The organism is Paractinoplanes toevensis, assembly GCF_018332695.1.
Taxonomy (GTDB): domain Bacteria; phylum Actinomycetota; class Actinomycetes; order Mycobacteriales; family Micromonosporaceae; genus Actinoplanes; species Actinoplanes toevensis.
On the sequence record NZ_BOQN01000038.1, the window covers coordinates 125022 to 150113 of the forward strand.

General features: G+C 70.5%; 22 protein-coding genes. 10 read left to right on the top strand and 12 right to left on the bottom strand.

The features are described from left to right. Positions 1 to 17 precede the first annotated feature (17 nt). Positions 18 to 776 carry a copper homeostasis protein CutC gene (locus Ato02nite_RS13345; protein ID WP_213006790.1) on the top strand — a complete coding sequence of 253 codons (759 nt, stop codon included), beginning with the start codon at positions 18 to 20 and terminating at the stop codon, positions 774 to 776. Here Ato02nite_RS13345 and Ato02nite_RS13350 read toward each other — a convergent pair. Further along, positions 732 to 2306 (bottom strand): DHA2 family efflux MFS transporter permease subunit, encoded by a 1575-nt coding sequence (locus Ato02nite_RS13350; protein WP_213006791.1) that lies wholly within the window; start codon positions 2304 to 2306, stop codon positions 732 to 734. The genes Ato02nite_RS13345 and Ato02nite_RS13350 overlap by 45 nt on opposite strands. 145 nt (positions 2307 to 2451) lie before the next feature. Between Ato02nite_RS13350 and Ato02nite_RS13355 the strand changes: the two genes are divergently transcribed. Further along, positions 2452 to 4071: a fatty acyl-AMP ligase gene (locus Ato02nite_RS13355; RefSeq protein ID WP_213006792.1), complete on the top strand. Its 1620-nt coding sequence runs from the start codon at positions 2452 to 2454 to the stop codon at positions 4069 to 4071. Here the strand turns inward: Ato02nite_RS13355 and Ato02nite_RS13360 are convergent. Together Ato02nite_RS13360 and Ato02nite_RS13365 are read right to left on the bottom strand one after the other, a co-directional pair. Next, the gene (locus Ato02nite_RS13360; RefSeq protein ID WP_213006793.1) at positions 4068 to 5426 is read right to left on the bottom strand and encodes a TrpB-like pyridoxal phosphate-dependent enzyme; all 1359 of its coding nucleotides are present in this window, start codon (positions 5424 to 5426) and stop codon (positions 4068 to 4070) included. The genes Ato02nite_RS13355 and Ato02nite_RS13360 overlap by 4 nt on opposite strands. Positions 5427 to 5490: 64 nt before the next feature. Further along, positions 5491 to 6609 carry an acyl-CoA dehydrogenase family protein gene (locus tag Ato02nite_RS13365; RefSeq protein WP_213006794.1) on the bottom strand — a complete coding sequence of 373 codons (1119 nt, stop codon included), beginning with the start codon at positions 6607 to 6609 and terminating at the stop codon, positions 5491 to 5493. 74 nt (positions 6610 to 6683) lie between these two features. On the opposite strand from Ato02nite_RS13365, the gene Ato02nite_RS13370 reads away from it, so the two are divergent. Continuing rightward, the gene (locus Ato02nite_RS13370) at positions 6684 to 8099 is read left to right on the top strand and encodes an aldehyde dehydrogenase family protein (RefSeq protein ID WP_213006795.1); all 1416 of its coding nucleotides are present in this window, start codon (positions 6684 to 6686) and stop codon (positions 8097 to 8099) included. Here Ato02nite_RS13370 and Ato02nite_RS13375 read toward each other — a convergent pair. Further along, the gene (locus Ato02nite_RS13375) at positions 8065 to 8703 is read right to left on the bottom strand and encodes a GntR family transcriptional regulator (protein WP_213006796.1); all 639 of its coding nucleotides are present in this window, start codon (positions 8701 to 8703) and stop codon (positions 8065 to 8067) included. The two genes, Ato02nite_RS13370 and Ato02nite_RS13375, sit on opposite strands and share 35 nt — an antisense overlap. A 68-nt stretch (positions 8704 to 8771) precedes the next feature. On the opposite strand from Ato02nite_RS13375, the gene Ato02nite_RS13380 reads away from it, so the two are divergent. Then, positions 8772 to 9665, top strand: a complete 894-nt coding sequence (locus tag Ato02nite_RS13380) for an oxygenase MpaB family protein (RefSeq protein ID WP_213006797.1) — start codon at positions 8772 to 8774, stop codon at positions 9663 to 9665. Between the two features lie 29 nt (positions 9666 to 9694). Here the strand turns inward: Ato02nite_RS13380 and Ato02nite_RS13385 are convergent, their stop codons facing one another. Then, positions 9695 to 10732 carry an Imm1 family immunity protein gene (locus tag Ato02nite_RS13385; RefSeq protein ID WP_213006798.1) on the bottom strand — a complete coding sequence of 346 codons (1038 nt, stop codon included), beginning with the start codon at positions 10730 to 10732 and terminating at the stop codon, positions 9695 to 9697. A 58-nt stretch (positions 10733 to 10790) separates the two neighbouring features. On the opposite strand from Ato02nite_RS13385, the gene Ato02nite_RS13390 reads away from it, so the two are divergent. Together Ato02nite_RS13390 and Ato02nite_RS13395 are read left to right on the top strand one after the other, a co-directional pair. Beyond that, positions 10791 to 11960 carry a hypothetical protein gene (locus Ato02nite_RS13390; protein WP_213006799.1) on the top strand — a complete coding sequence of 390 codons (1170 nt, stop codon included), beginning with the start codon at positions 10791 to 10793 and terminating at the stop codon, positions 11958 to 11960. Between the two features lie 36 nt (positions 11961 to 11996). Next, entirely contained in the window at positions 11997 to 12680 is a 684-nt protein-coding gene (locus Ato02nite_RS13395) for a hypothetical protein (RefSeq protein WP_213006800.1), read from the top strand. A gap of 6 nt (positions 12681 to 12686) precedes the next feature. Here Ato02nite_RS13395 and Ato02nite_RS13400 read toward each other — a convergent pair whose 3' ends face one another. From Ato02nite_RS13400 to Ato02nite_RS13410, 3 genes are all read right to left on the bottom strand, one after another. Beyond that, positions 12687 to 14483 (bottom strand): AMP-dependent synthetase/ligase, encoded by a 1797-nt coding sequence (locus tag Ato02nite_RS13400; RefSeq protein WP_213006801.1) that lies wholly within the window; start codon positions 14481 to 14483, stop codon positions 12687 to 12689. 15 nt (positions 14484 to 14498) lie between these two features. After that, on the bottom strand, positions 14499 to 15311 hold the full coding sequence (locus Ato02nite_RS13405; protein WP_213006802.1) for an oxygenase MpaB family protein: 813 nt from the start codon (positions 15309 to 15311) through the stop codon (positions 14499 to 14501). Between the two features lie 92 nt (positions 15312 to 15403). Further along, positions 15404 to 16597, bottom strand: coding sequence for a TetR/AcrR family transcriptional regulator (locus tag Ato02nite_RS13410; RefSeq protein ID WP_213006803.1), 1194 nt, complete (start codon positions 16595 to 16597; stop codon positions 15404 to 15406). Positions 16598 to 16721: 124 nt separating this feature from the next. Between Ato02nite_RS13410 and Ato02nite_RS13415 the strand changes: the two genes are divergently transcribed. From Ato02nite_RS13415 to Ato02nite_RS13430, 4 genes are read left to right on the top strand one after another with little or no spacing between them, the layout of a single operon-like run. After that, on the top strand, positions 16722 to 17939 hold the full coding sequence (locus Ato02nite_RS13415) for an acetyl-CoA C-acetyltransferase (RefSeq protein ID WP_213006804.1): 1218 nt from the start codon (positions 16722 to 16724) through the stop codon (positions 17937 to 17939). Beyond that, positions 17936 to 20038, top strand: a complete 2103-nt coding sequence (locus tag Ato02nite_RS13420) for a 3-hydroxyacyl-CoA dehydrogenase NAD-binding domain-containing protein (protein ID WP_213006805.1) — start codon at positions 17936 to 17938, stop codon at positions 20036 to 20038. Before Ato02nite_RS13415 ends, Ato02nite_RS13420 begins: the two co-directional genes overlap by 4 nt. Before the next feature lie 46 nt (positions 20039 to 20084). Continuing rightward, entirely contained in the window at positions 20085 to 20732 is a 648-nt protein-coding gene (locus tag Ato02nite_RS13425; RefSeq protein WP_213006806.1) for a hypothetical protein, read from the top strand. Between the two features lie 5 nt (positions 20733 to 20737). Further along, a complete protein-coding gene (locus Ato02nite_RS13430) occupies positions 20738 to 21241 on the top strand; it encodes a ribonuclease FAU-1 family protein (protein WP_213006807.1) in 504 nt (167 codons plus the stop codon). On the opposite strand, the gene Ato02nite_RS13435 is transcribed toward Ato02nite_RS13430, so the two are convergent. The 4 genes from Ato02nite_RS13435 to Ato02nite_RS13450 form a co-directional block, all read right to left on the bottom strand. After that, positions 21216 to 21962, bottom strand: coding sequence for a maleylpyruvate isomerase family mycothiol-dependent enzyme (locus tag Ato02nite_RS13435; protein ID WP_246606859.1), 747 nt, complete (start codon positions 21960 to 21962; stop codon positions 21216 to 21218). The genes Ato02nite_RS13430 and Ato02nite_RS13435 overlap by 26 nt on opposite strands. Before the next feature lie 39 nt (positions 21963 to 22001). Next, complete coding sequence (locus Ato02nite_RS13440; protein ID WP_246606860.1) at positions 22002 to 23129, bottom strand: epoxide hydrolase family protein; 1128 nt, start codon at positions 23127 to 23129, stop codon at positions 22002 to 22004. Positions 23130 to 23171: 42 nt separating this feature from the next. After that, positions 23172 to 23360, bottom strand: coding sequence for a plasmid stabilization protein (locus Ato02nite_RS13445; RefSeq protein WP_213006808.1), 189 nt, complete (start codon positions 23358 to 23360; stop codon positions 23172 to 23174). A gap of 280 nt (positions 23361 to 23640) precedes the next feature. After that, positions 23641 to 25011, bottom strand: a complete 1371-nt coding sequence (locus Ato02nite_RS13450; protein WP_213006809.1) for a nucleobase:cation symporter-2 family protein — start codon at positions 25009 to 25011, stop codon at positions 23641 to 23643. Between the last annotated feature and the right edge of the window lie 81 nt (positions 25012 to 25092).

The following is a 25092-nucleotide window of genomic DNA, read 5'->3' on the forward strand; positions in this document are numbered from 1 at the left end:
GTTTAGAGTTTCGCGCAATGGTTGCCTTTGAACTCGCGGTCCAGGACACGAACGGCCTGGCCGTCGCGGCCCGCCTCGGCGTCGACCGCATCGAACTCTGCTCGGCGCTGCCCCTCGGCGGCCTCACCCCGTCCCTGGCGTTCATCGAGGCGGCGGTCGCGACCCCGGGCATGCCGCCGGTGCATGTGCTGGTGCGCCCGCGCCCGGGCGGCTTCGACTACGAGCCGGACGAGGTGGCGCTGACGGTCCGGGACGTCCGCCACGCGATCGAGGCCGGCGCGGCGGGAGTGGTGGTCGGCGGGGTGCGGTCCGGCACGGTGGACACCGCCCTGATGCGGCGGGTGATCGATGCGGCCGGCGCGGAGGTCACCTTTCACCGGGCGTTCGACACGGTGGTGGATCCGCTCGCGGCGATCGACACGCTCGCGGAGCTGGGCGTGCGGCGGGTGCTGACCTCGGGTGGGGCCGCCGCGGCCGGCGATTCGCTGCCCCAACTGGCCCGGCTCGTGAAACACGCCGCCGGCCGGATCGAGATCATGGCGGGCGGCGGGGTGCGGCCCGAGGTGGTGGTGGACCTGGTGCGGGCTGGGGTGGCGGCGGTGCACGCCTCCGGCAAGGGGTTCGTCGCCGACACCGTCGGCGTCACGCTGGGCAGTGCGGCCCTCGGCGGCCAGAGCGGGCGGGAGACGACCGACGAAGTGGAGGTCGGCCGTCTCCTCGCGGCGCTGCGGTCAGTGCATGACGACCGGGGTCGGGACGGCGCCTTCGTCGGCTGACGGGGCCTCGGACGCCGGGGCCTTCTTGCGGGGCAGGAAGGCGATCGGGATGAACGTCGCCAGGACCAGGATGAAGCCCACCCAGAAGGTGCTGGCGAACGAGTCGGCCACGAACGTCAGACCCCGCTGCAGGACGTCCGGCGGGAGCTGCATCTGTGCGCCGTGCTGGGCCGCGATCGCCGCCTCCGCCTCGGTGACCGGTTCGCCGGTGCCCGGGTTGGTGACGCCGGGGATCGGGGCCGAGCCGTTCAGGTGGCTGGTCAGGATCACCGACATGGTCGCGGTGCCGATCGAGCCGCCGATCTGCTGCAGGATGTTCACCAGCGTGGAGCCGCGAGCGACCTCGTGGTTGGTCAGCGTGCGCAGGGCCGAGGTCATGATCGGCATCATCGTGCCGCCCATGCCGAGACCCATCACGAACAGCGAACCGCACAGCAGCAGGTAGGACGTGTCGGTGCCGACCTGGGTGAAGGTGAAGAACCCGAGGGCGATCAGGGCCATCGCGAACGGCACCGTGCGGCCCACCGGGATCCGGTCGGCGAGCGTGCCGGCGATCGGCATGGTGATCATCGCGCCGATGCCCTGCGGTGCCATCAGCAGGCCGGCGTGCAGCGTGGACTCGCCGCGCACCTGCAGGAAGTAGCTGGGGAACAGCAGGCCGGCGCCCATGAACGCGATGACGAACACGAACAGCGAGATCGTCGAGACGGCCAGCCGCTTGTTGCGGAACAGCCGCAGGTCGAGCAGCGGGTGCTTCGGCTTGAACGAGTAGACCACGAAGCCGATCACCAGCAGCGCGCCGATCAGCATCGTCACCCACACCTTGGTGGCGGTGATCGTGCCGGTCTCGGGCAGCGAGGACACGCCGTACAGGAAGAGGGCGAGGCCGGGGGAGAGCATAAGCATGCCGACGAAGTCGAACGACTCGGACGGCTTCGGGTCGTCCTTGGGCAGCGCGAAGAATGCGTAGACCAGGCCGATGATGCCGATCGGCAGGTTGATCAGGAAGACCCAGTGCCAGCTCGCCGCCTCGATCAGCCAGCCGCCGAGGATCGGGCCGCCGATCGGGCCGAGCAGCATCGGGATGCCGAGGACCGCCATCAGTCGGCCGATCCGCTCGGGACCGGCGGCGCGGGTCATGATCGTCATACCGAGTGGCATGAGCATGCCACCGCCCAGGCCCTGCAACACCCGGTAGGCGACGAGCTGCTCGATCGAGCCGGCCGTGGCGCAGAGCACCGAACCGGCCGTGAACAGGAACAGGGCGAGCATGTAGAGCCGCTTGGTGCCGAACCGGTCGGCGGCCCAGCCACTCAGCGGGATCACCGTGGCCAGCGCCAGGGTGTAGCCGGTCAGCGTCCAGGCGACCTGGGCGTAGGTGGCGTCGAACTCGGTCTGGAAGGTGGGCAGGGCGACGCTCACGACGGTGATGTCGAGAATCGACATGATCGCGCCCAGGACCACCACGCCGGCGATCTTGAGAACGGCGGCGTCCAACTTGGCAGGCTGCGCGGCTGCCGTGTCAGTCACAAGAAACTCCAGGGTCGGTCTGGAAGCTGCGGAGAGGGATTTCGAAAAAGAGCTTCTTATCCTGTCACCGGGCCCTACCTGCTAGCACGCCCATTTACGACACCGAAAGGGTGCCCTTCGCCACTATCGGCCGTACGGTGGCCTGGTGAGCCGATTCATCGATGAAGTGATCATGACAGCGCAGGCCGCGGCGACCGGCATGGTCACCGGCGAACCCGCGGCAAAGGCTCGCATCACCTGGTCCGAGCTGCATCGTAAGGCGAGGGGCGTGGCCGCCGGGCTGGTTCGCGGTGGCTTGCAACCGGGGCAGGCGGTGGCCGTGCTCGCCGGGCTGCCGGTCGAGACCGCGCCGGTGGCGCAGGGCATCTGGCTGGCCGGCGGCAGCATGACCATGCTGCACCAGCCGACCCCGCGCACCGACCTGCAGGCGTGGCGCGCGGACACGGTGCGCGTCCTGCGCATGATCGACGCACGGGCGGTGGTGGTCGGCGCTCCCTTCGAAGCGGTGACACCGGTGCTGGAGGCGTACGGCATCAAGAATTATCAGGCCGGTGAGCTGATCGCCGGGCCGGACCACCCACCGGTCTCCGTCGGCGAAGACGACGTCGCGTTGTTGCAGTTGACCAGCGGTTCCACCGCCGAGCCGAAGGCCGTGCGGATCACCCACCGCAACCTGTACGCGAACCTGGCCAACTCCCGCGACCACCTGGGCTGCGACGAGACCGGCGTGATGGTGTCGTGGCTGCCGATGTTCCACGACATGGGCATGGTGGGCTGCCTGCTGTTGCCGATGATGACGGGGATGGAGCTGGTGAGCCTGCGGCCCGCCGATTTCCTGAGCCGCCCGCTGGTGTGGGCCGAGATGATGAGCCGTTACGGCGGCACGATCACCACGGCGCCGAACTTCGCGTGGGCGGTGCTCAACCGGCAGCTCGCCCGGGTGCCGGACGGCGCGCTGGACCTGTCCACGCTGCGGGTGGCGGGCAACGGCGCGGAGCCGATCGACCCGGCGACGATGCGTGCGTTCGTCGAGACCGCGGCCCGGTTCGGGCTGCGGCCCGAGGCCGTGAACTGCTGCTACGGCGCCGCCGAGAGCACGCTGGTCATCTCCATGTCGGAGATGTCGGACGAGATGCTGCTCGACTCGGTGGACGGTTCGGAACTGGAGCGCGGCCGGGCGACACCCGGCGACACGAGGGAGATCCCGAAGCTGGGCCGGCCCTACCCGAGCGTCGAGGTGCAGGTCGTCGACGACGACGGAAAACCGCTGGGCGTGCGCCAGGTGGGCCGCATCCAGCTGCGCGGCGATTCGGTGACCGACGGGTACGTGACCCCGGACGGTTACGAGAGTGCCCGCGACGCCGACGGGTGGCTGGACATCGGCGACGAGGGATATCTGGTGGAAGACGGGCAGATCGTGGTGTGCGGCCGGCGCAAGGACGTGATCATCATGGGCGGCCGCAACATCTACCCCACCGACATCGAGCGGGCCGCCGGCACCGTCGAGGGCGTCCGCGAGGGCAACGTGGTCGCGGTGCGGCTGATGGCCGGCGAGGGCCAGGCCCGCGAGTCGTTCGCGGTGATCGCCGAGTCGAAACTGGCCGACGACGAGACCGCCGCGGCCAAGATCGTCAAGGAGGTCACCTCCCGGGTGGTGGCCGAGATCGACGCCCGCCCGGCGCAGGTCCGGGTCGTGCCGCCCGGCAGCCTGCCGAAGACTCCCTCCGGCAAGCTGCGCCGGGCGGCCGCCCGCACGCTCCTCTAGACCCGCGGCAGGCCGGCGATCGCGGCCTCGACGGCCGCGGTGGACAGCTCGTGGTCCACCATGTCGCCGGCCAGGAAGCGGCCGTACGCGGGCAGGTCCAGGTGGCCGTGCCCGCACAGCGCCGTGAGGATCACCTTCTCCTCGCCGGTCTCCTTGCAGCGCAGCGCCTCCTCGATGCAGGCCGCCAGGGCGTGTGTCGGCTCCGGCGCCGGGATGATGCCCTCGGTGCGGGCGAACGTCACGCCGGCCTCGAAGCACTCCTTCTGCGTCTTGGCGACCGCCTCCATCAGGCCCAGCTCGTAGACGTGCGAGATCAGCGGCGACATGCCGTGATAGCGCAGCCCACCCGCGTGGATCGGGTCCGGGATGAAGTCGTGGCCGAGCGTGTGCATCTTCATCAGCGGCGTCATCCCGGCGGTGTCGCCGAAGTCGTACGCGTAGACGCCCTTGGTCAGCGACGGGCAGGAGGCCGGCTCGACCGCCCGGATCGTCGGGTTCATCGTGCCGGCCAGCTTCTCCCGCAGGAACGGGAAGGCCAGGCCGCCGAAGTTGGAGCCGCCCCCCGTGCAGCCGACGATCACGTCCGGCTTGTCGCCCACCTTCGCGAGCTGGAGCAGCGCCTCCTCGCCGATGATCGTCTGGTGCAGGAGCACGTGGTTGAGCACGCTGCCCAGCGCATAGTTGGTGTCGGCGTGCTGCGCGGCCACCTCGACGGCCTCGCTGATCGCGATGCCGAGCGAGCCCGGCGAATCGGGGTGCTCGGCGAGGATCTTCCGCCCCGCGTCGGTCAGATTCGACGGCGACGGGTGGATGATCCCGCCGAACGTCTCAATCATGATCTTCCGGTACGGCTTCTGATCGTACGAGGCCCGCACCTGCCAGATCTCCACGTCCAGCCCGTACTGTGCGCCGGCGAAGGCCAACGCCGTACCCCATTGGCCGGCCCCGGTCTCGGTGGTGAGCCGGCGGATGCCGGCGGCCGCGTTGTAGAAGGCCTGCGGCACCGCGGTGTTCGGCTTGTGCGACCCGGCCGGCGACACCCCTTCGTACTTGTAGTAGATCTTCGCCGGGGTGCCGAGCGCCTTCTCCAGGCGGTGCGCCCGGTAGAGCGGCGACGGCCGCCAGAGGCGGTAGACGTCGAGCACCTCCTCGGGGATCGGCACGTAGCGCTCGGTGGTCACCTCCTGCTCGATGAGGGCCATCGGGAACAGCGGCGCGAGGTCGTCCGGCCCGACCGGCTGCAGCGTGCCGGGATGCAGGACGGGCGGTGGTGGCGAGGGCAGGTCCGGCACGAGGTTGTACCAGTTCCGCGGCATCTCCGATTCGGACAGCAGGATCTTGGTCTCGGATGTCATCTGCCGATCATCTACCGGTGAGGTCCGGCGCGGTCAGACCTTGTCGCTCTTATTGCTGACAGGGTTACAGGCCGTACGTCTTGCCGATGATGTCGCGCTGGATCTCGCTGGTGCCGCCGTAGACGGTGGAGATCAGCGCCGCCCGGACGTGGCGTTCCATGTCGTACTCGGTGGCGTAGCCGTAGCCGCCCATCATCTGCATGCCGGCCAGGGCCATCTCGCGGGCCACCTCGGTGGTCTTCAGCTTGACCATCGAGCTTTCCCGGGGCAGCACCCGGGACGGGTCGCGGTCGACCAGCTCGGCGGTGCGGTAGACGAGCAGTTTGCAGCACTCGATCTCGGTGGCCAGGTCGGCGATGCGGTGCCGCATGGCCTGGAAGGTGCCGATCGGGCGGCCGAACTGCTTGCGCTCCTTCACGTAGGCCAGAACGTCGTCGAAGGCGCGCCGGGCCGTGCCCAGCATCAGCCCGGCCAGGATCAGCCGCTCCAGGTTGAGGCCGGCCATCAGTTGCTTCCAGCCCTCGCCGACCGCGCCCACCACGGCGTCCTCGGGCAGCACGCAGTCGGTGAAGTAGAGGTCGTTGACCTCCTTGCCGCCCATCGTGTCGATGCCGGTGATCTGCAGGCCGGGCGTGTCGGCAGGCACCAGGAACATGGTCAGGCCGGCATGCTCGCCGGGCACCCCGCCGGTGCGGGCGACCAGCAGGATCGCGTCGGCGAAGTGGGCGTTGGAGCACCACGTCTTCTGGCCGTTGATCACGTAGCCGGTCTCGCCGGCGACGGCGCGGCAGGCCAGGGCGGCCACATCCGAGCCGGCCTCCGGCTCGGACATCGCGATGGAGTAGGTGCGGCCGGCCGCGGTGCCGCCGACGATGGCCTTCTGCTGCTCGGGGGAGCCGAAGCGGCTGATCGCGCCGGCCACGATGGACGAGGTGGCGAACCCGCCGATCGGGGCCATGCCGTACGCGGTGTGCTCGAGGAACAGGCACATGTCGACCGCGCTGCTCTCGATCACCTCGAGCCAGCCCAGGTCGGCCATCTTCTGGTAAAGGCCCTGGTGGTGTTTGTGCAGACCGCCCTCGGTGAGGGCGTCGCGCTGGGCCCGGGTGCCGGTCTCGCGCTTGCAGAAGTCGTCGACGGCGGCCGCGAACGCGCGCTGCTCGTCGGTCAGATCAAGATCCATGTCAATCCCTTCACGGGGCTGTACTTGGGATTGACGCGACCGTAGCATATCAAATATCAAATTTTGGGGGTGCCATGGAAGCCGTCTCCAACGCTCGTGCGGCCGCCGGCTGGTGGGCCGATCTGAGCTTCCGCGAGCGACGCGAACATCTGCTCGACTGGAAACGAGTCATCGCCGCCCGATCCGACGAACTGGGCGACGTCATACACGAAGAGACCGGCAAGCCGGTCGGGGACGCGCTGCTCGAGATCATGCTGGCGGTCGAGCACCTGGACTGGGCGGCCCGCAACGCCTCGCGCGTCCTGCGCCGCCGCCGGGTCCGCTCCGGGCTGCTCGCCGCCGATCAGGGCGCGGCTCTCGAATACCGGCCGCTCGGCGTGATCGGCGTGATCGGGCCGTGGAACTATCCGGTCTACACACCCATGGGCTCGATCTCCTACGCCCTCGGGGCCGGCAACGCGGTGGTGTTCAAGCCGAGCGAGCACACCCCGCGGACGGGTGAGTGGCTGGCCGCGGCCTGGGCCGCCATCACCGATCAGCCGGTTCTGCAGGTCGTCACCGGCGACGGCGCGGTCGGCGCGCAGTTGGTCGCGGCGGGCGTCGACAAGATCGCGTTCACCGGTTCGGCGGCCACCGGCCGTACGGTGATGGCGGCCTGCGCCCGGAGTCTCACGCCGGTGGTGATCGAGGGCGGCGGCAAGGACGCGATGATCGTCGCGGCCGACGCCGATCTCGACGCCGCCGCCGAGGCGGCGGCCTTCGGCGGGTTCGGCAACGCGGGCCAGACCTGCGCCGGCGTCGAGCGGGTGTACGTCGAACGCGCGGTCTACCCGGAGTTCCTGGCCAAACTGGCCGCGATCGCCGAGACCGTCGAGCCGGGCGAGGACGGCCCCTACGGCCGGATGACCGTCGCCACCCAGGTCGACATCGTCCGCGACCACGTCGACGACGCCATCGCCAGAGGCGGCCGGGTCGTGGTCGGCGGCCCGGAATCGATCAAGCCGCCGTACGTCTTCCCGGTCGTTCTCGCCGAGGTCCCCGAGGACAGCACCGCGGTGACCGAGGAGACCTTCGGTCCGACCGTGGTGGTCAACCCGGTCTCATCGCTGGACGAGGCGGTGAGTCTGGCCAACGCTTCTCGATATGGCCTGGCCGCGTCCATCTTCTCGAAGAATCGGGAGAAGTCGCTGAACATCGCTCGGCGTCTGCGCACCGGCGCTGCATCGATCAACTCGGTGCTGGGCTTCGCGGGTGTGCCCGCGCTCCCGTTCGGCGGCGTCGGTGACTCCGGGTTCGGGCGGGTGCACGGCGCCGACGGACTGCGAGAGTTCAGTCGGCCGCAGTCGGTGACGTGGCGGCGTTTCAAAGCCCCGATGGACGTGATGAGCCTGCATCGCGACCCGGCCGTCCTCGACCGAGCGCTTCGGATATTCCGGATGCGGCACGCCCGCGGGGCTACGCCCAGACCCCCTGGTTCTCGAGGTGCTTGATCAGCAGGTCGGCGCCGTCCGTGAAATGCCGGGTCATCACGGTACGGGCGGCGCCGGGGTCACGCGCGGTGAGTGCGGCCAGCAACAGCTCGTGGTCCTGCTTCATGCTGCTGCGCCACCGGGCGTCCGACGAGTAGAAGCGAACCGGCGTGTACCGGGTCGCCGTGTGCAGGAACCAGCTCAGCTTGCGCGCGTCGGCGATCCGGTTGATCGTCCGGTGGAAACCGAACTCGAGCCGCTCGACCTCCTCGGCCGGCTTGGCCCGCTGCAGCGCCCGGTCGGCGACGACCAACTCGTCCAGCTGACCGTCGGTGATCGCCACGGCGACCCGGGCGGCCAGCTCCCCGGCGATGTCACCCTGCAACTGGAACAGGTCGTGCACGTCCTGCTTGGACAGCGGCGACACCACGTACCCCTTGCGGGGTTGCAGTTCGACCATGTCCTCGCCGCGCAGCGTCAGCAGCGCCTCGCGCACCGGCGTGATGCTCACGCCGAGCTGCGCGGCGATCTCCTCGAGCCGGACCCGGGCGCCCGGCCGCAGCTCGCCGGACATGATCCGCGCGCGCAGCGCGGCGGCAACTTCGTCGGAGAGCTGGGGTCGCATAAGACGGCACGGTATCAAATATCAAATAACCCGGCCCGCCTCATCGCCACGGTGAAGGAGATGCTCGGATGACCCGCCGCTACGACCTGCTGCAGCGCATCGCCGGGCTCGACCCGGTCCGCGACCACCTGGAGATCTACCAGATCTCGGCCGGCCTGGAATTCCCCTGGGATTACACCCGGGCGCTGGAGTTCGCGCTGTTCCGCACCTACTGCGTGCCGAGCATCTCGAAACTGCTGGCGGCCACCGGCGAATTCGAGAGACGCCCGCAGAAGCGCTACGACGACACCGCCCTGCTGATGGCCGAGATCGCCGCGCACGGTTACGACTCGCCGCGCGGCCGGGAAGCTCTCAAGGTGGTCAACCGTGCCCACGGCCGGTACGCGATCAGCAACGACGACATGCTGTACGTGCTGTCCACGTTCGTCTACGACCCGATCGCATGGCTCGCGTCGTACGGCTGGCGGCCGCTTCACGTCAACGAGAAACTCGCCGCTTTCCACTACTACCGCGAGGTCGGCCGCCGGATGGGCATCCGTGACGTTCCGGCGACGTTCGAGGAATTCGCCGCCTTCAAACGCGACTACGAGGCTTCGCATTTTGTCTACACGGACACCAATCGGAAGGTCGGCGAATACACGGTCGGGCTCTTCGCCGCCTGGTTCCCCGGTTTCCTGCGCCCTGCCGTACGCCTCGGAGTGCGCGGCATGCTCGACGAGCCGATGTTGCGCGCCTTCGGTTTCGACCCCGCCCCGCACTGGGTCGGCGCTCTCGGCGCCGCCGGCCTCAAGGCGCGGGCCGGCGCCATCCGTTTCTTCCCGCCACGCCGCACCAGCGTGCTCGGCGTGTCCAAGCACAACCGCACCTACCCCGGCTATCCGGCCGGCTACCAGCCCTCCGACCTCGGCGCACCGGCGCCGCCGGCCGACCTGCCGGCCGAACACCTGCGCCGCGGTGCTTGACCGGCTGCGGCCTGTTCCTCGCGACCCGCTCACGCCCAGCCGGCGCACCGGACCGCGGCCCCGGCATCCCAGCGATTCTCGTCCCGGAAGACCTGATGGGGGTCGTCGGCGTCGAGGAGGAGCGCGATCTCCCGTCGGCGGGCCGCCTCCTCGGCGTCCCGCATCTCCGTGGCCACCTCCCAGTCCCCGGATTTCAGGACCGCCGTGTGGCACATCGCCCAGAACGAGCAGGTGCTGTACTCCAGCACGTCGAACTGCGCTTCCGGGTCCTCCTTCGGCCAGGCCACGGCCAGCGCGGTGCCCACCGCCACCATTCGCGCGTAACGGAAAGCGGCGTCGTCCGGCCCTTCACCGGGGTCGGGGTCGCACTCGTCGAACCGCCGCAGGACCCGCACCGGCCCGTCCAGTGAGCGGCGCAGGCCACGGCCCCGCACCTCGCAGATCTCGGCCACCTCGGCCACGAACGAGGCGTTCGCGGCGTCGAGGATCGGCAGCATGCGCCGCACCCGTATCGCACCGAGCACCCGCAGTCGGGCCCGCTCGGGCACCATCGCCCGCCGGAGCGGCTCCGTGACGATGCCATGGTGCCGCTCGCCCGCCAGGTCGTCCCGCTCGCCGCTCATCCCGCCGGGCACCCACCGCACACCGCTGGGCCGCTCGCCGGTCGCGGCCCGGCAGAACTCCTCGACCGCCGCGCGGATCCGCGCGACCGGCAGCGTGCTCTCCGGGTGGAAGCTGAGCGGGCCGCCCGAATTCGACAGTACGAACGGATCGAAGCCCGGCGGCTCCGGGTTGTCGGACACCCAGCACCCGCCGCCGCCGAGCCAGACGAGGCCGCCGTACCCGCTGAACGAATTCACGCCGACCTGCAGGTAGTTGTCCGGCAGCCGGCTGTCCGTCACCGGCTCCGCGGTGACGGACAGCGCCACCGAGCCACCGATGCCGAACCCGGGAAACCAGTTTTCTTGCCGCCGCATTATCCGATCGATGAGTTCCGCCGTCTCCGCCCAGCTCTCCGGGTGGTAGTGGTCGCCCTCGATCGAGACGTTCAGGACGCTCCTTGGCATGGCGATCATGATGGCCTGGATCGCGCGCCACCACCGCCCCGTCTGCCACGATCAACTGATGTCGACACTGCGGCTGATCTGGGTCCAGCCGGCGATGGGCTTCCCGGACCGCCCATGGGCTGAGCACCCCGACGAGGACGCGTTCGCGCGCAGCGCCAATTCCGTGTTCGAGCTGTACTCCGAGGCGGTGCGCCCCGCGAAGATCCAGAACCGGCACAGCGAACTCCGGATAGTCGCTTGGCACGACATCGAACGCGACGACGCCCTGGTCACCGTGCACCCCGAACTGACCGAGGGCTTCGAGATGGGCGTCGCCTCGCTCCCGCCCGGAATCGCCGAACTGACTCCGCAGGCTCGAGCGGAGCTGGTCCTCGAGGTGGTGCACGCGGCCGCGACCCGGCTGGGCCGGGACCGCGGCTGGGATCAGGCCGCGCTCGACGCGGCCCGCGCTCACGCCCTGGCGGCCGGCTTGCACTACCGCTGGACCGGGCCGACCAGGACCAGCCCCGACCGGCGGCACGTCGCCGAGCCGACCTACGCGATCTACCCCGACGGCTACGGCCGCGTCGTGGTGCACATCCGCCGCCGTGCCGACCGCTCGGTCGTCGCGGTCTCCCCGCTCGCGGCCACGGGTGGATTCACCCGGGCGTTCGACTGTGAGCTGCGCTGGCGCAGCAAGACGGTCGTCGAGTTCATGGCCACTTCCGGCCTGGCGATCGACCGGACCGGCGCGACCGTGCGAGGGCCCGACCGCCCCGGTCGGATCCGCGTCGACCTCGACGACCCGGGCACCTTCGGCGATCCGGCCGGCCTCCCGCCCGTCGAGTACGACAGCGAAGCGGCCACCGTTCCCCGCGTCGAGGTGCGGACCCCGGCCGACCTCGGTCCGCGCATCGAATTCATCGGCGGCGGCGGTATGGACGAGGTGCCACGCGCATATTCGGACCCGATCCACCATCTGCTGGGTCGCCTGGAAGGCCCCGAGTGGCAGGCCTGGTGGTCCGACGCCGCCCACCCGGTCCTGCAGATCGACTACGACTTCTACGCCAACACGGCCGGCATCTCGGTCCGCCGGGCCGGCAACGACCTGCGGGCGACTCTCCGGCGACCGGCGGCGACACTCGTGTCCGCGCCGGATCTGGTGGAGTTGGCGCACGCCGACGTCGCGGCGCTGCTGACGACCGTCCGCCGTCGCACCGGGCTGGGCGAGCATCCGCCGCTGCGCTGACGGTCGCTACGGTGTCGGGGACAGTGAGGTGACGACATGGATCCACGGCTTCGTGGTGCGGTTGATGCGAGCGTCGGCTGGTACGAGGACCTCTGCACCCTGCACGGGGTCGGTTCGGTCCTGGTCGACGGGCTCTGGAGCGCGCTCGGCACCCCGCCGCCGCTGCACTCGACCGCCGTGGTCGTCGAGCCCGAGGTGACCGCGGAGCAGGTCCTCGCGCGCCTCGACGGCCGGGAGCACGGCGGGGTCAAGGACAGCTTCGCGACCATGGACCTCACCGGCGCGGGCCTGGACCTGCTGTTCTCGGCGACCTGGATCCACCGCGAAGCCGAGCCGCCCGGCCGGACCGGCACCCCGGCGGGGTGGTCGGCGGTGACCGGCCCGGACGAGCTTTTCGAGTGGACCGGCCGGCACGACACCCGGGACGTGCTGCTGCCGCCGCTGCTGCGGCGGGCGCACTTCCGCATCCTGGCCAAGCGCGCCGGCGATCACATCGTGGCGGGCGCGGTCGCCCGGCTCGGCAGCGGCACCGTCGACGTGTCGAACGTGTACGCCGTACCCGGGCATCGCGTCGATTGGGCCGAGCTCGCCGCGGTCGTCGGCGTGCACTTCCCGGCCCGGCCGCTGGTCGGCTACGAACGTGGGGAGGCGCTGGCGGCCGCGCTGGACGGTGGTTTCACCTCCGTCGGGGAGCTGCGGGTCTGGGTCCGGCCGGCGTAGAGGAAATCAGGGGTAGAGCGAGCTGATGGTGTCCGCGTACCGCTCGGCCACGACGCGGCGGCGCAGCTTCAGGGTCGGGGTCAGTTCGCCGGTCTCCGGCGTCCAGGCGGTGGGCAGCACCCGGAAGGTCTTGACCTGTTCGGGCCGGGCGAGTTTCTCGTTGGCGGCCTCGACCGCCGCGGTGATCTCGGCGAGCAGGTCGGGATGATCGGCCAGGTCGCCGATGGAATCAAAAGCAAGGCCACGACGACGAGCCCAGAGGGGTACGGACTCGTCGTCGAGGACGATCAGCGCCGTCACGTAGGGCCGGCGGTCGCCGATCGCCACGGCCTGCGCGATCAGCGGGTGGGCGCGCAGCAGGTTCTCGATCTGGGCGGGGGAGATGTTCTTCCCGCTCGAGTTGATGATCAGTTCTTTCTTGCGGTCGGTGATGGTGAGGTAGCCGTCGTCGTCGATCGTGCCGACGTCGCCGGTGGCGAGCCAGCCGTCCGCGTCGACGATCGGCTCCACGCCACCGCCGGGGCGGAGATAGCCGGCCGCGACGAGCGGGCCCCGTACCAGAATCTCGCCGTCCTCCGCGAGCCTGACCTCCATGCCCGGGTTGACGCGACCGACCGTGCCCGTACGGAAATGGTCGGGGGTGTTGATCGTGGCGGTTCCGGTGGTTTCGGTCATGCCCCACACCTCGAGCACGTCCAACCCGATGCTCGCGAGGTAGAGCAGCACCTCGACCGGGATCGGCGCGGCGCCGCTGCCGGCCCACAGCATGTTGTCCAGGCCGAGTTTGGCGCGCAGCGGCCGGAGCACCTGGGCGTCCAGGGCGGCGTGCCGGATCTGCAGTTCGGTCGGCACCGGCTGCTCGTCGGCGCGCAGCCGGTAGACCTCGAGGGCGGCGGCCCGGGCGGCGTCGACAGCGGCCCGGATCGGCGGCTCGGCGGCGGCGAGCTGTGCCTGGATGCCGGCGACCATCTTCTCCCAGATGCGCGGCACCCCGAAGAACGAGACCGGCCGCACCGTGACGAGACCCGCCACGAGCATGGCGGGGTCGGGGCAGATGGTGACGTGCCCGGCGCGGTAGATCGGGTTGTAGATGCCGAGCATCCGTTCGGCGATGTGCGCGAGCGGCAGGTAGGCCAGTGACGGGCTGTGGTCGGGCATGCTGACCGTGGCCTCCAGCACCACCGATTGGTAGATCACGTTGCCGTGGGTGAGCACGACACCCTTCGGGTCCCCGGTGGTGCCGGACGTGTAGAGCAGCGTGACCGCCTGGTCCGGGCGTACCTCCGGCCAGGTCTTCTCGAAGGCCTCCGGGTCGGCCTCGTGCGCGGCCTTGCCGCGCGCCTCGACCTCGTCGAGCGAGGACCCGACGACGAGGATCCGCGGTGGTGCGGCCAGGCCGTCGACGATCGCTTCCCATCGCGTACGGGCGGAATCGTCCTCGACCACCACGATCTTCGCCTCGCTGTGCCGGGCCAGGTAGCGCAGCTGGTCGGTGGAGAGCGTCGCGTACACGGTGGACGGGACCGCGCCGAGGTGCACCGCGGCCAGGTCGACCAGCCAGTGCTCGGGCCGGCCGGACATCATGATCAGCATCCGGTCGCCGGAGCCGAGGCCCAGCTCGGCGAGGCCACGGGACAGCGCGGCGACCCGGTCGCGCAGCTGCCGCCAGGTGAGCGTGCCGTCGCGGCCGAGGACGCTCAGCGCGGGCAGGTCACCGAAGTCGGCGGCGTTGCGGTGCAGCAGTACGGGAATGGTCAGCCCACGCGCGGTGTCGGCACACCGCTGGGCGACGGAGGGAGCCATGGGTGTCGTCCTCCTTCAGCCGTCGGCCGCGAGCGGGCTGCGGCGCCGGGCGAATCGCTTGCGGAGATCTTTGAGGTAGTGGTCCTTCAGCCCGGCCCGCAGCTTGAGCGGCAGGCGGGGGTACACGACGGCGGAGGCGGTGAGACTCCCGTCGAGGATTCGTTGCTGGAGCGGCGACCACGAGTAGCGGTAGCCCGCCCGGATCGGGGCGGGCAACAGCCCGATGGTGAGGAAACGGTTGACCGGCTTGCCGGGGCGCAGCGCGAGGGGCAGGTTCTTCGGCCACATCAGGGCGTCGCCGATCGCCTTGCCTTCCGGGCTGACCTCGAGCGTGTCGATCATGTGGGTCCAGTAGCGGTCGAACGCGGCCCGGTCGGCCGGCCAGGCTTGTTCGGGGCACCCGATCGAGGTGGCCAGCACGCTGTACTGCTGGTAGCACTCCTCCAGCTCGGCCGGGGTCAGCGGCCGGACCACCCGCTGGTAGAGCACCACCGCGGTCTCGTAGAGCGTGGCGTTGACCCACACCTGCAGGTCGGGGTCGTCGGCGTGGTAGCCGGGGCCGGTGACCCGGCGGTGTATCGCGGCGACGGCACGGCTGATCGTCCGCGCCTCCTCGCGGGTGCCGAACAGCACGCCGTAGACGTAGTTCATCGTGGTGCGCAGGCGGTCGAGCGGGCGCTCGGCGAAGTCGCTGTGGTCGTACACCCCCTGGGCGACGCCGGGGTGTGCGACCTGCAGCAGCGTCGCGCGCCCGCCACCGGCGAGCAGCAGGCCCTCCCGGGCCACCCGCCGGATGACCGCGGCGTCGTCGAACAGGCCGTCATCCATGCAAGGAACGTAAACGACGATTAACTTGTTGGGAACAGTCCTGCTCTCATGACGCGATTTTCGTCGGCGAAATCTTGCGAAACCGGATTAACTTACGAGAGCAGTACGGCGTGCATGAGCCGCACCAGGTGCTGGTCCATGCCGGTGCGCCGGTCGAAGTGCACCCAGCGGCTCAGGTCGGTGACCAGGTTGATCGCCGCGTGCACGAGCACCCGCACCTCCGGCGTCGGCAGGCCGGGCCGCACCGCGCCGAGCAGCCGCACCCAATCCTCGACGTGCAGGCGCTGCACCTTGCGCAGCTCGTGCCGGTCGGACTCGGGCAGGTTGTTGTTCTCGGCCAGGTAGACCGAGACCAGGTCGCTGCGCTCGAAGGTCAGATCCACGTACGACTCGACCATGCGGCGCAGGGCGTCGGTGTCGTCGGCCGCGCCGGCCAGGGCGGCCGCGGTCGCGTCGCTGACCCGCTCCGAGGCGCGGTAGAACGCGGCGGCCAGCAGGTCGGACTTGCCCGGGAAGTAGCGGTAGACACTGGACGCGTTGATGCCCGCGGCCCGGCCGATGTCCTCGATGTTGACGGCGTGGTAGCCGTACTTCCGGAAGAGCCGGATCGACTCGGCGAGCAGGATCTCCCGGCGCGAGCCCGATCGCAGCCCCGGGTTTTCCGGCGGGCCGGCCGGCATCGCGGCCGGTGTCGGTGGCTCGCGGTGCAGCACGGCTGAGGCGACCCGGAACAGAGCCTGCTCGGCGCGCGTGCGGGCGATCGCGGCCCGGTGCGTGCCGAGGCTGCCGAAGATGCTGAGCGCGGCCCGGGACAGCGCCGTCGCGTCGGCCGCGGTCAGCTCCGGGCGGGCCGCCGACAGCGGGGTGACCACCCGTCGGAGCAGGGTGGCCAGGTCGTCGCGGAACTCGGCCCGGTGCTCGGGCGTGAGGTAGCGCCACTCCCACTGGTAGAGGCCGGAGGTCGCACGATGGGTCGTGGCCAGCCGGGCGAGAGCCGCCAGCAGTGCCTCGAGGGTCGCCCAGGCGTCGCCGCCGGGCGGCAGGTCGGTCGCGGTCAGCGCGGAATCGACCAGACCGCGGGTGGCGAAAACCAGGATCGCGTACTTATTTTCGAAGTGGCGGTAGACGGCGGGCGCGCTGATACCCACCGCCGCGGCGATCTCGTCGAGGCCGACACCGTGGTAACCGCGGGCGCCGAACAGCTCGGCCGCGACCTGGGCGATCTGGGCCTTGCGGTCCTTCGGTCGTTTCCGGCCGCCGGACACGTCGACGGTTGCGTGGCGCACTGGGTCAGCGTACCCCCGGCAGTTATCTGTGATTCATCCGTGGCATCTGTTGATTTCCTTGACACCAAGGGGAAACACGGGAAAAAGTTAACCGGGATTCGCGATTCTCGACGGGAGACAGGTTGTGGCTACCGAGGCGTTCATCTACGACGCCCTGCGGACGCCCCGGGGACGGGGCAAGCGAACCGGCTCGCTGTACGGCACCAAGCCGGTCTCGCTGGTCGTGGGACTGATCGACGAACTGCGTAAGCGCCGGCCCGGGCTCGACCCGGCCGAGATCGACGACGTCGTGCTCGGGGTCGTCTCCCCGATCGGTGAGCAGGGCGCCGACATCGCAAAGACCGCGGCCCTGGCCGCCGGGCTGCCCGAGACGGTGGCCGGCGTGCAGCTGAACCGCTTCTGCGGTTCCGGGCTGGAGGCGGTCAACATCGCCGCCCAGAAGGTGCGCTCCGGCTGGGAAGATCTCGTGCTCGCGGGCGGTGTCGAGTCGATGTCCCGGGTGCCGATGGGATCCGACGGCGGCGCCTGGGCGCTCGACCCGGAGACCAACCTGACCACCGGTTTCGTCCCGCAGGGCATCGGCGCTGACCTGATCGCCACGATGGACGGTTTCAGCCGGTCGGACGTCGACGCGTGGGCGGTGCGCTCGCAGCAGCGGGCCGCGGCGGCTTGGGCCGGCGGCTACTTCGCCAACTCGGTGGTGCCGGTCGTCGACCGCAACGGCCTGGTCATCCTCGACCGCGACGAGCACATCCGGGCCGACAGCACGGTCGAGAGCCTCGGCACGCTGCCCGCGTCGTTTGCCAAGATCGGTGACCAGGGCGGCTTCGACGCCGTGGCGCTGCAGAAATACCACTGGGTCGAGCGCATCGAGCACGTCCACCACGCCGGCAACTCGTCCGGCATCGTGGACGGTGCCGCCCTCGTCCTGGTCGGTTCGGCCGACGCCGGCGTGCGTAACGGGCTCACCCCGCGGGCCCGGATCCTGTCCACCGCGCTCAGCGGTGCCGACCCGACGATCATGCTGACCGGCCCGGCCCCGGCCTCCCGCAAGGCCCTGACGAAGGCCGGTCTCACCGTCGACGACCTCGACCTCGTCGAGATCAACGAGGCGTTCGCGGCGGTGGTGCTGCACTACATCGACGACCTGAAACTCGACCCGGACATCGTCAACGTCAACGGCGGCGCGATCGCGATGGGCCATCCGCTCGGCGCGACCGGCGCCATGATCCTCGGCATCCTCGTCGACGAGCTGGAACGGCGGGGCGGCCGCTACGGCCTGGCCACCCTCTGCATCGGCGGCGGGATGGGCATCGCGACTGTGATCGAGAGGCTGTCATGATCAACTACGAACGTGCTGCCGACGGCATCGTCACGCTCACCCTCGACGACCCGTCGCGCGGCGCCAACACCATGAACCGGGCGTACGTCGACAGCATGGAAACGACCGTCGCCCGCCTCGAGGCCGAGCGCGACGAGATCACCGGCGTGATCATCACGTCGGCGAAGAAATCCTGGTTCGCCGGCGGCGACCTCGACTCGCTCCGGGCCATCGGCCCCTCCGACGGTCAAGCCGCCTTCGACCAGGCCAACCGGGTCAAGGGGCAGCTACGCCGCCTCGAGACCCTGGGCCGGCCGGTGGTGGCGGCGCTCAACGGCTCGGCTCTGGGTGGCGGCCTGGAGCTGGCGCTGGCCTGCCACCACCGGATCGCGCTGGACGATCCGCGCCTCGAGGTGGGCCTGCCGGAGGTCACGCTCGGCCTGCTGCCGGCGGGCGGGGGAGTGGTCCGGACGGTACGGCTGCTCGGGCTCGCGACCGCGCTGACCAAGGTCCTGCTGCTCGGCACCCGGCACAAGATCGCCGCCGCCCGGTCGTTGGGCTTGATCGACTCCGTCGCCGCGACCCCCGACGAGCTGATTTCCCGGGCCCGCGCCTGGATTGCCGACAATTCGGACGCTGCCCAGCCGTGGGACAAGCCGGGCTACAAGATCCCCGGCGGCTCGCCGTCCACTCCGGCCCTGGCCGCGCAACTTCCGGCCTTCCCGGCCAACCTGCGCAAGCAGCTCAAGGGCGCGCCCTACCCTGCACCGCGCAACATTCTCTGCGCCGCCGTCGAGGGTGCGCAGGTCGACGTGGACACCGCGTTCGTCATCGAGAGCCGGTACTTCGTCGAACTCGCCACCGGCCAGACCGTCAAGAACATGATCAAGGCCTTCTTCTACGACCTCAACGAGGTCAACCGGCGCGACGTCGGGGCCGTCCCGCCGATCACGAAGGTCGCGGTGCTGGGCGCCGGGATGATGGGCGCGGCCATCGCGTACGTCTGTGCCCGGTCCGGTCTTGATGTTGTGCTGCGCGACGTGACCCTGAAGGGGGCGCAGCGCGGAAAGGCGTACGCCGAAAAGCTTGTTGCCAAAGGCCGGGGACCGGCCGATCTGCTCGACCGGATCACGCCGACCGCCGAGATCGCCGACCTGGCCGGCGCCGACCTGGTGATCGAGGCCGTCTTCGAGGACGTCGGCCTCAAGCACAAGGTCTTCGCCGAGATCGAGGGCGTGGTGGCGCCGAACGCGCTGCTCTGCTCCAACACCTCCACCCTGCCGATCACCCTGCTGGCCGAGGGCGTCAACCGGCAGGCCGACTTCATCGGCCTGCACTTCTTCTCGCCGGTCGACAAGATGCCGCTGGTCGAGGTGATCCCCGGCGAGAAGACCAGCGACGAGACCCGGCGCCGCGCCCTCGACGTGGTGCAGCGCCTGCGCAAGACCCCGATCGTGGTCAACGACAGCCGCGGCTTCTTCACCAGCCGGGTGATCGGCACCTTCACCAACGAGGGCATCGCGATGCTCGGCGAGGGCGTGCCGCCGGCCAGCATCGAACAGGCCAGCAGCCAGGCCGGTTACCCCGCCCCGGTGCTCGCCCTGATGGACGAACTGACCCTCACCCTGCCGCGCAGGATCCGCGAGGAGACCCGCGCGGCGGCCGGCGACGCCTGGGTGCCGCATCCGGCGGATGCGGTCGTCGACCGCATGATCGACGACTTCGGCCGGCCGGGCCGCTCGTCCGGCGCCGGCTTCTACGAGTACGCCGAGGGAAAGCGCGTACGCCTCTGGCCCGGCCTGTCGGCGTTCGCCCGCCCCGACGTCGAGGTGCCGTTCGAGGACCTCAAGGAGCGGTTGCTCTTCATCGAGGCGATCGAGAGCGTGAAATGCCTGGACGAGGGCGTGCTCACCTCGGTGGCCGAGGCCAACATCGGCTCGATCCTCGGCATCGGTTACCCGGGCTGGACCGGCGGCGTGCTGCAGTACATCAACGGTTACCCGGGCGGCCTGCCGGCCTTCGTGTCCCGCGCCCGCGAACTGGCCGCCCGCTACGGCGACCGCTTCACCCCGCCGCCGCTGCTGCTCCGCAAGGCCGACGAGGGAACGCAGTTCATCTGATCCGGTCTATGCTCCCTCCGCGGATCACGCGGGGGGAGCATTGTCCATGTGGGACTGGGACACTGAGCAGCCGGCCAGGAAAGCGGCGGCGCAGCGGTCGACCGGCCGGTGGATCGGCGGCGGTGTCGGTGCCGTGGTCGTCGGCGCGCTCCTGATCCGCCTCGTCGTCCACCTGATCGCGCAGGACGGCGGCGCGGCCGATCGGCAGCAGCCGTTCACGCTCCGCGGCTCCGCGGCGGCGCGACCGTCGGCCGGCATCGACGACGACCAGGTCCGGTCGGCCGCGGAGATCCTGCTCGGCGGCGGCCTGCGGCCGCTGAGCCCCAACGCGCTGAACCTCGGACCGGCCGAGACGCTCGCCCTCGGCAACCGCGACAACGAGGTGCGGCTGACTCCCGGCGCGGTCGGGGTGCGCACCGACCGCTGCGCCGACGGGCCGCTGCTGACCGTCGCGATGACGGTGACCACCGTCCGGGGAACCGTGCCGTGGGACCCGTCCGCCCTGCGGGTGCTCGGCACCGGCGGGCAGGAAACGCAACTCCTCCCGCAGTGCGTACACGGGCTGGAGCCGCAGGCCGCGGTCGACGCCGGCCACCCGCTCGCCGGCGAGCTCGTGTTCCCGGCCTCGTCGCCGACCTGGCTGGCCTACGCTCCGGGCGGTGGCGCACCGCAGGCCCGATGGCGCCTGGCCTGACCGGGATGGCTCGACTGTGGAAGATCAAGCGGCCCGGCGGCGTCTACTGGTTCGATCTCCGGCCGGTCGCCGAGGACGGTGCCGGCGTCTGGCTGTCGGGTCCGGTCGGTTCGCCGTGGGAAGCGCCGCACGACCGGGGCACCCTGCCGGTGCCCGTTCTGGTGTGGCTGGTGCCGGGCCGTCCGTGGGCGGCGTGGTGGGTCGACGAACCGGCCGACCCGCGGGTCGAGATCGACGTCTGCCTGCCGCCCGAGGCCGCCGAGGACGGCTGGCAGTATGTCGATCTGGAACTGGACCCGGTGCTCCACGAGTCGGACGGGCGCGTCGAGATCGAGGACTGGGACGAGTACGACCAGTCGTGCCGCGAGGGCTGGATGAGCCCCGAGGACGCCGCGCTCGCCCGGGACACCGCGGAGAGCTGTGCCGAGGTGCTCCGGCGGGGAACCGAGCCGTGGCTGCGGCGCGGATGGCAGCTGCTGCGTCCTACTCGTCCGGGTCCCAGTCGATGAGCTGTTCGAAGATGTGGGTGTCGCCCGTCGTCTCCAGGGAGTCCACCGGGATCCGGAGGTACAGGACCAGAACCAGGTCACTGGCCGTGCCCCGGATCGACGCGTCGGCCGGGCTCGGGTCCGGGCTCGCCACCCGAACGCCGTCGGCGGTCAGCCACAGGCGCCACGAGCGGCCCTCGGTGGCGTGATAGTCGAGGACGGCGGGCTTGTGCGGCCAGACGTACGGCCCCGCGCAGCAGGTGGCCAGGAACTCGTCGACGCCGTCCAGGGCCACCTCGGTCGGTAGCGGCTGCGGGGCGCCCGCGGCGATCTGGGCGTCGTAGGTGTGCACCGCGACCTCCTGCAGCCGGTGCCGGGCGACGGCACCGCTGGTCGACGGCGACTGCGACCCCTCCCACCACGTCCAGCAGCCGCGGTCCGGGCCGCTCTCGCGCAGGGTGCCGAGGAGTGCCTCCGCCGACTCGGCCGACCAGGCGAGCAGGTCCTCCGGTGCGACCGGGGAACTTTCGACGACGGCCTTGGCCGAGGCCGGACCGGCGGCGACGGTCGCGGCCCAGGTGCGCTGCCCCTCACCCAGGTGCCGCACCAGATCCAGCAGCGTCCACCCGGGGCAGGTCGGCACCGGCACGTCGAGGCCGGGAGCATCGGCGACCGCCGCGCGGAAAGCGGCGGACCGCTCGTCGATCAGCCGCAGCAGATCGGGGAACTCCAGAGTTGTCACCCCGGGTGTTTACCATCGGGGTCCGGCCGGCGGAAACGATTATCGGTACGGGCGGAAGAATTCGCGCAGCTCCTCGACGTACGCAAATGGTTGCTCGAAGGGCGCGAAGTGCCCGCCGCCGGGATGTTCCGTCACCCGGACGGTGTTGGCCATGCGGTCCAGCCACGCCCGGGGTGGACGCACCAGGTCGGCCGGGTACAGCGAGAAGCCGGACGGCACCTCGACCCGGCGGGCATGCTGGGCCGGCGGGATGGCGCCGTTCACCCGGTACATCCGCATCGCCGAGCCGATCGTGCCGGTCAGCCAGTAGATGGTGACGTTGGTGAGGATCTCGTCGCGGGTGAAGGCGTCGCGGTCGCTCCACGCGCGCATCTTCTCGACGATCCAGGCGAGCAGCCCGGCCGGCGAGTCGTTCAGGCCGACCGCGGCGGTCTGCGGCTTGGTGCGGTGCATGGCGGCGTAGGCGCCCTCCTCCGTGCCCCAGCGGGCAGCGCGGTCGAGGAAGTCGCGCTCCTCCGGGGCGAGGTCGGCCCGGTCGCCGAAGTAGACCGGGAGGCCGGCGTCCATCCGGTGTACGGCCACCACCCGGTCGGGGTGGTCGAGGGCGAGATAACGGCTCACCCCGCTGCCGATGTCCCCGCCGGCCGCGGCGAACCGCTGGTAGCCGAGCTCGCTCATCAGCTCGGCCCACAGTCCGGCGACCGCGATCGAGTCCGGCGGAGTGCCGGTGGGCCGGTCGGAGTAGCCGTAGCCGGGCATGTCCGGCACGACCACGTCGAACGCGTCCGCCGGGTCACCGCCGTGCGCACCGGGATCGGTCAGCAAACCGATGACCTTGGTGTACCGCCAGAACGAGTCGGGCCAGCCGTGACTCAGGACCAGCGGCAACGCGGCGCCCACCGGCGCGGCGGCCCGGGCGTGCACGAAGTGGACTCCGCCTGCGCCGACCGTGGTCCGGAACCGGGGCAGGCGGTTGAGCGCCGCCTCCTGAGCCGGCCAGTCGAAGCCGTCGGCCCAGTAGGCGGCCAGCTCCCGCAGGTAGTCCACGTCGGCACCCTGCGACCACCCGGCATCCGCGGGTGCGTCCGGCCACCGGGTGGCCCGCAGCCGCGCGCGAAGATCCTCAAGAACAGCGGGCTCGGTGCTGGTGCTGAACGGCTCGGCCACGATCGAAACGGTACGGGATGGGTCGCGCTCGTTCCGGCCTACTCAAAACTGCCGGCGGTCCGGCAGATCCAGGTCTATACCGCCGAGTTGTGCGAACCGCTCGAGAAGTGCCCGGAACAGGTCGGTCTGTGGGCTGTCGGCACCCTCCGCGGAGCGGCCGCTCCGGGCGATGTGAACGATCAGTCTCGCGCTCACCGAGTCATCAAGATCTCTGATGCCGAAGTTCGCCATGCCGGCAACGCTAGCCGTATCCACTGGGCGTCAGCTTTCGGGATGAAGTCACGGCGCCGGGGCCGGCGGGGGACGAAGCCGTGGGTGTCGCGCACGCACCCACTCAGCTCGGCGCCATTGCGGATCGTGTGGACTTGCGGCTCTGTCCGCACGGTGAGTCCACAAGGTCGGGTGCGGGCCCGCCCGCAGCGGGCGTGCGGAGGGTGAGTTCCGCTCAGCGGAAACCGTGGGGCAGGGGACTGGTCCTACGGCGTACCGGAAAAGGAGCGCACGGGAACGGTCAGGGTGAGGTGGCGGGGAGGCCGTCGGGGGTGGCGGCCTGGTCCGGTGGGGCCTTGCCCGGGTCGCGCGGGGTCCAGACGTTGAAGAGCAGGTTCAGCAGGAAGACGATGATTACCGTGGTGGTGATGGAGCTGCCCAGGATGATCTGCAGTTCGTCGGGCATGCGGTCGTAGAACGCCGGGGCCACCACCGGGACCATACCGGCGCCCAGCGAGATGGCGACGATCAGCAGGTTGTGGTTGCCGTCGAAGTCGACCTTGCGCAGGCTGCGGATGCCGACCGCGGTGACCGTGGCGAACATGACCAGGGCCGCGCCGCCGATCACCGGGCCGGGGATGGCGGCGATGATCGCGCCCAGTTTGGGGATCAGGCCCAGCAGCACCAGGATGATGCCGGCCGCGGTCACCACGAAACGGCTGCGGACCCTGGTCACCTGCACGAGGCCGACGTTCTGGGCGAACGCCGTGTCCAGGAACGAGTTGAACGTGCCGGCCAGGATGCCGGACAGGCCGTCGGCGGCCAGGCCGCGGGCGATGTCGTTCTCGGTGGGCTCGCGGTCGACCAGGGTGCCGACGGCGATCATGTCGGCGGTCGACTCGACGTAGATCACCAGCATCACCACGCACATCGAGATGATGGCGGCGGCCTGGAACTTCGGGGCGCCGAAGTAGAACGGGCGGGCCAGGCCGAACCAGCCGGCGTCGCCCACGCCGGCGAAGTCGACCAGGCCCATCAGGGCGGCAACCATCACCCCGAAGATCAAACCGATGAGTACGGCGAGGGAGACCAGGAAACCCCTGGCGAACCGGTTGATCAGGACGATCAGCAGGATGATGGCCCCGGCCAGCGCGATGTGCGACAGGTTGCCGTAGCCAGGCGCGTCCGGATCGTTGCCGGCGATCAGGCCGGCGCCCGCGTCGATCAGCGACAGGCCGATGATGGTGATCACCGTGCCGGTCACCAGCGGCGGGAACAGGTGGATGATCTTCGCGAACGGCTTGGCGATGAGCAGACCGAAGACGCCGGCGCAGAGGATCGCACCGTAGACGGCGGGCATGCCGTACTTGGCTCCGATCAGGATCATCGGGTTGAGCGCGGTGAAGGTCGCGCCGGCCACGATCGGCAGCCGGACACCCAGGATCTTGCCGACCCCGACGCTCTGGATGATCGTGATCACGCCGGCCACGAACAGGTCGGCGTTGACCAGGACGCCGATGGTCCGGGTGTCCAGCCCGAGCGCGCCGCCGACGATGAGCGGGACGGCGACGCAACCGGCGTACATGACCAGGACGTGCTGGAGTCCCAGGACGGTCAACCGGCCCAGCGGCAGCACCTGGTCGACGGGATGCTTCTCGGCGGTCGCAGTCATCGGCGGTCCTTTCCCGCGAAGAGGCCTGGAACAACGATTCTCGATGCGTTGCGTTACCGCGGTGTGACAGGACGGCGAGAT

Bases quoted from the DNA above. Each gene is read 5' to 3' on its own strand.
- Ato02nite_RS13390 (WP_213006799.1), top strand. From the start codon at position 10,791: ATGTCGACACTGCGGCTGATCTGGGTCCAGCCGGCGATGGGCTTCCCG.
- Ato02nite_RS13375 (WP_213006796.1), bottom strand. From the start codon at position 8,703: ATGCGACCCCAGCTCTCCGACGAAGTTGCCGCCGCGCTGCGCGCGCGG.
- Ato02nite_RS13400 (WP_213006801.1), bottom strand. From the start codon at position 14,483: ATGGCTCCCTCCGTCGCCCAGCGGTGTGCCGACACCGCGCGTGGGCTG.
- Ato02nite_RS13445 (WP_213006808.1), bottom strand. From the start codon at position 23,360: ATGGCGAACTTCGGCATCAGAGATCTTGATGACTCGGTGAGCGCGAGA.
- Ato02nite_RS13430 (WP_213006807.1), top strand. From the start codon at position 20,738: ATGGCTCGACTGTGGAAGATCAAGCGGCCCGGCGGCGTCTACTGGTTC.
- Ato02nite_RS13425 (WP_213006806.1), top strand. From the start codon at position 20,085: ATGTGGGACTGGGACACTGAGCAGCCGGCCAGGAAAGCGGCGGCGCAG.
- Ato02nite_RS13420 (WP_213006805.1), top strand. From the start codon at position 17,936: ATGATCAACTACGAACGTGCTGCCGACGGCATCGTCACGCTCACCCTC.
- Ato02nite_RS13345 (WP_213006790.1), top strand. From the start codon at position 18: ATGGTTGCCTTTGAACTCGCGGTCCAGGACACGAACGGCCTGGCCGTC.
- Ato02nite_RS13360 (WP_213006793.1), bottom strand. From the start codon at position 5,426: ATGACATCCGAGACCAAGATCCTGCTGTCCGAATCGGAGATGCCGCGG.
- Ato02nite_RS13450 (WP_213006809.1), bottom strand. From the start codon at position 25,011: ATGACTGCGACCGCCGAGAAGCATCCCGTCGACCAGGTGCTGCCGCTG.
- Ato02nite_RS13370 (WP_213006795.1), top strand. From the start codon at position 6,684: ATGGAAGCCGTCTCCAACGCTCGTGCGGCCGCCGGCTGGTGGGCCGAT.
- Ato02nite_RS13405 (WP_213006802.1), bottom strand. From the start codon at position 15,311: ATGGATGACGGCCTGTTCGACGACGCCGCGGTCATCCGGCGGGTGGCC.
- Ato02nite_RS13395 (WP_213006800.1), top strand. From the start codon at position 11,997: ATGGATCCACGGCTTCGTGGTGCGGTTGATGCGAGCGTCGGCTGGTAC.
- Ato02nite_RS13365 (WP_213006794.1), bottom strand. From the start codon at position 6,609: ATGGATCTTGATCTGACCGACGAGCAGCGCGCGTTCGCGGCCGCCGTC.
- Ato02nite_RS13385 (WP_213006798.1), bottom strand. From the start codon at position 10,732: ATGCCAAGGAGCGTCCTGAACGTCTCGATCGAGGGCGACCACTACCAC.
- Ato02nite_RS13380 (WP_213006797.1), top strand. From the start codon at position 8,772: ATGACCCGCCGCTACGACCTGCTGCAGCGCATCGCCGGGCTCGACCCG.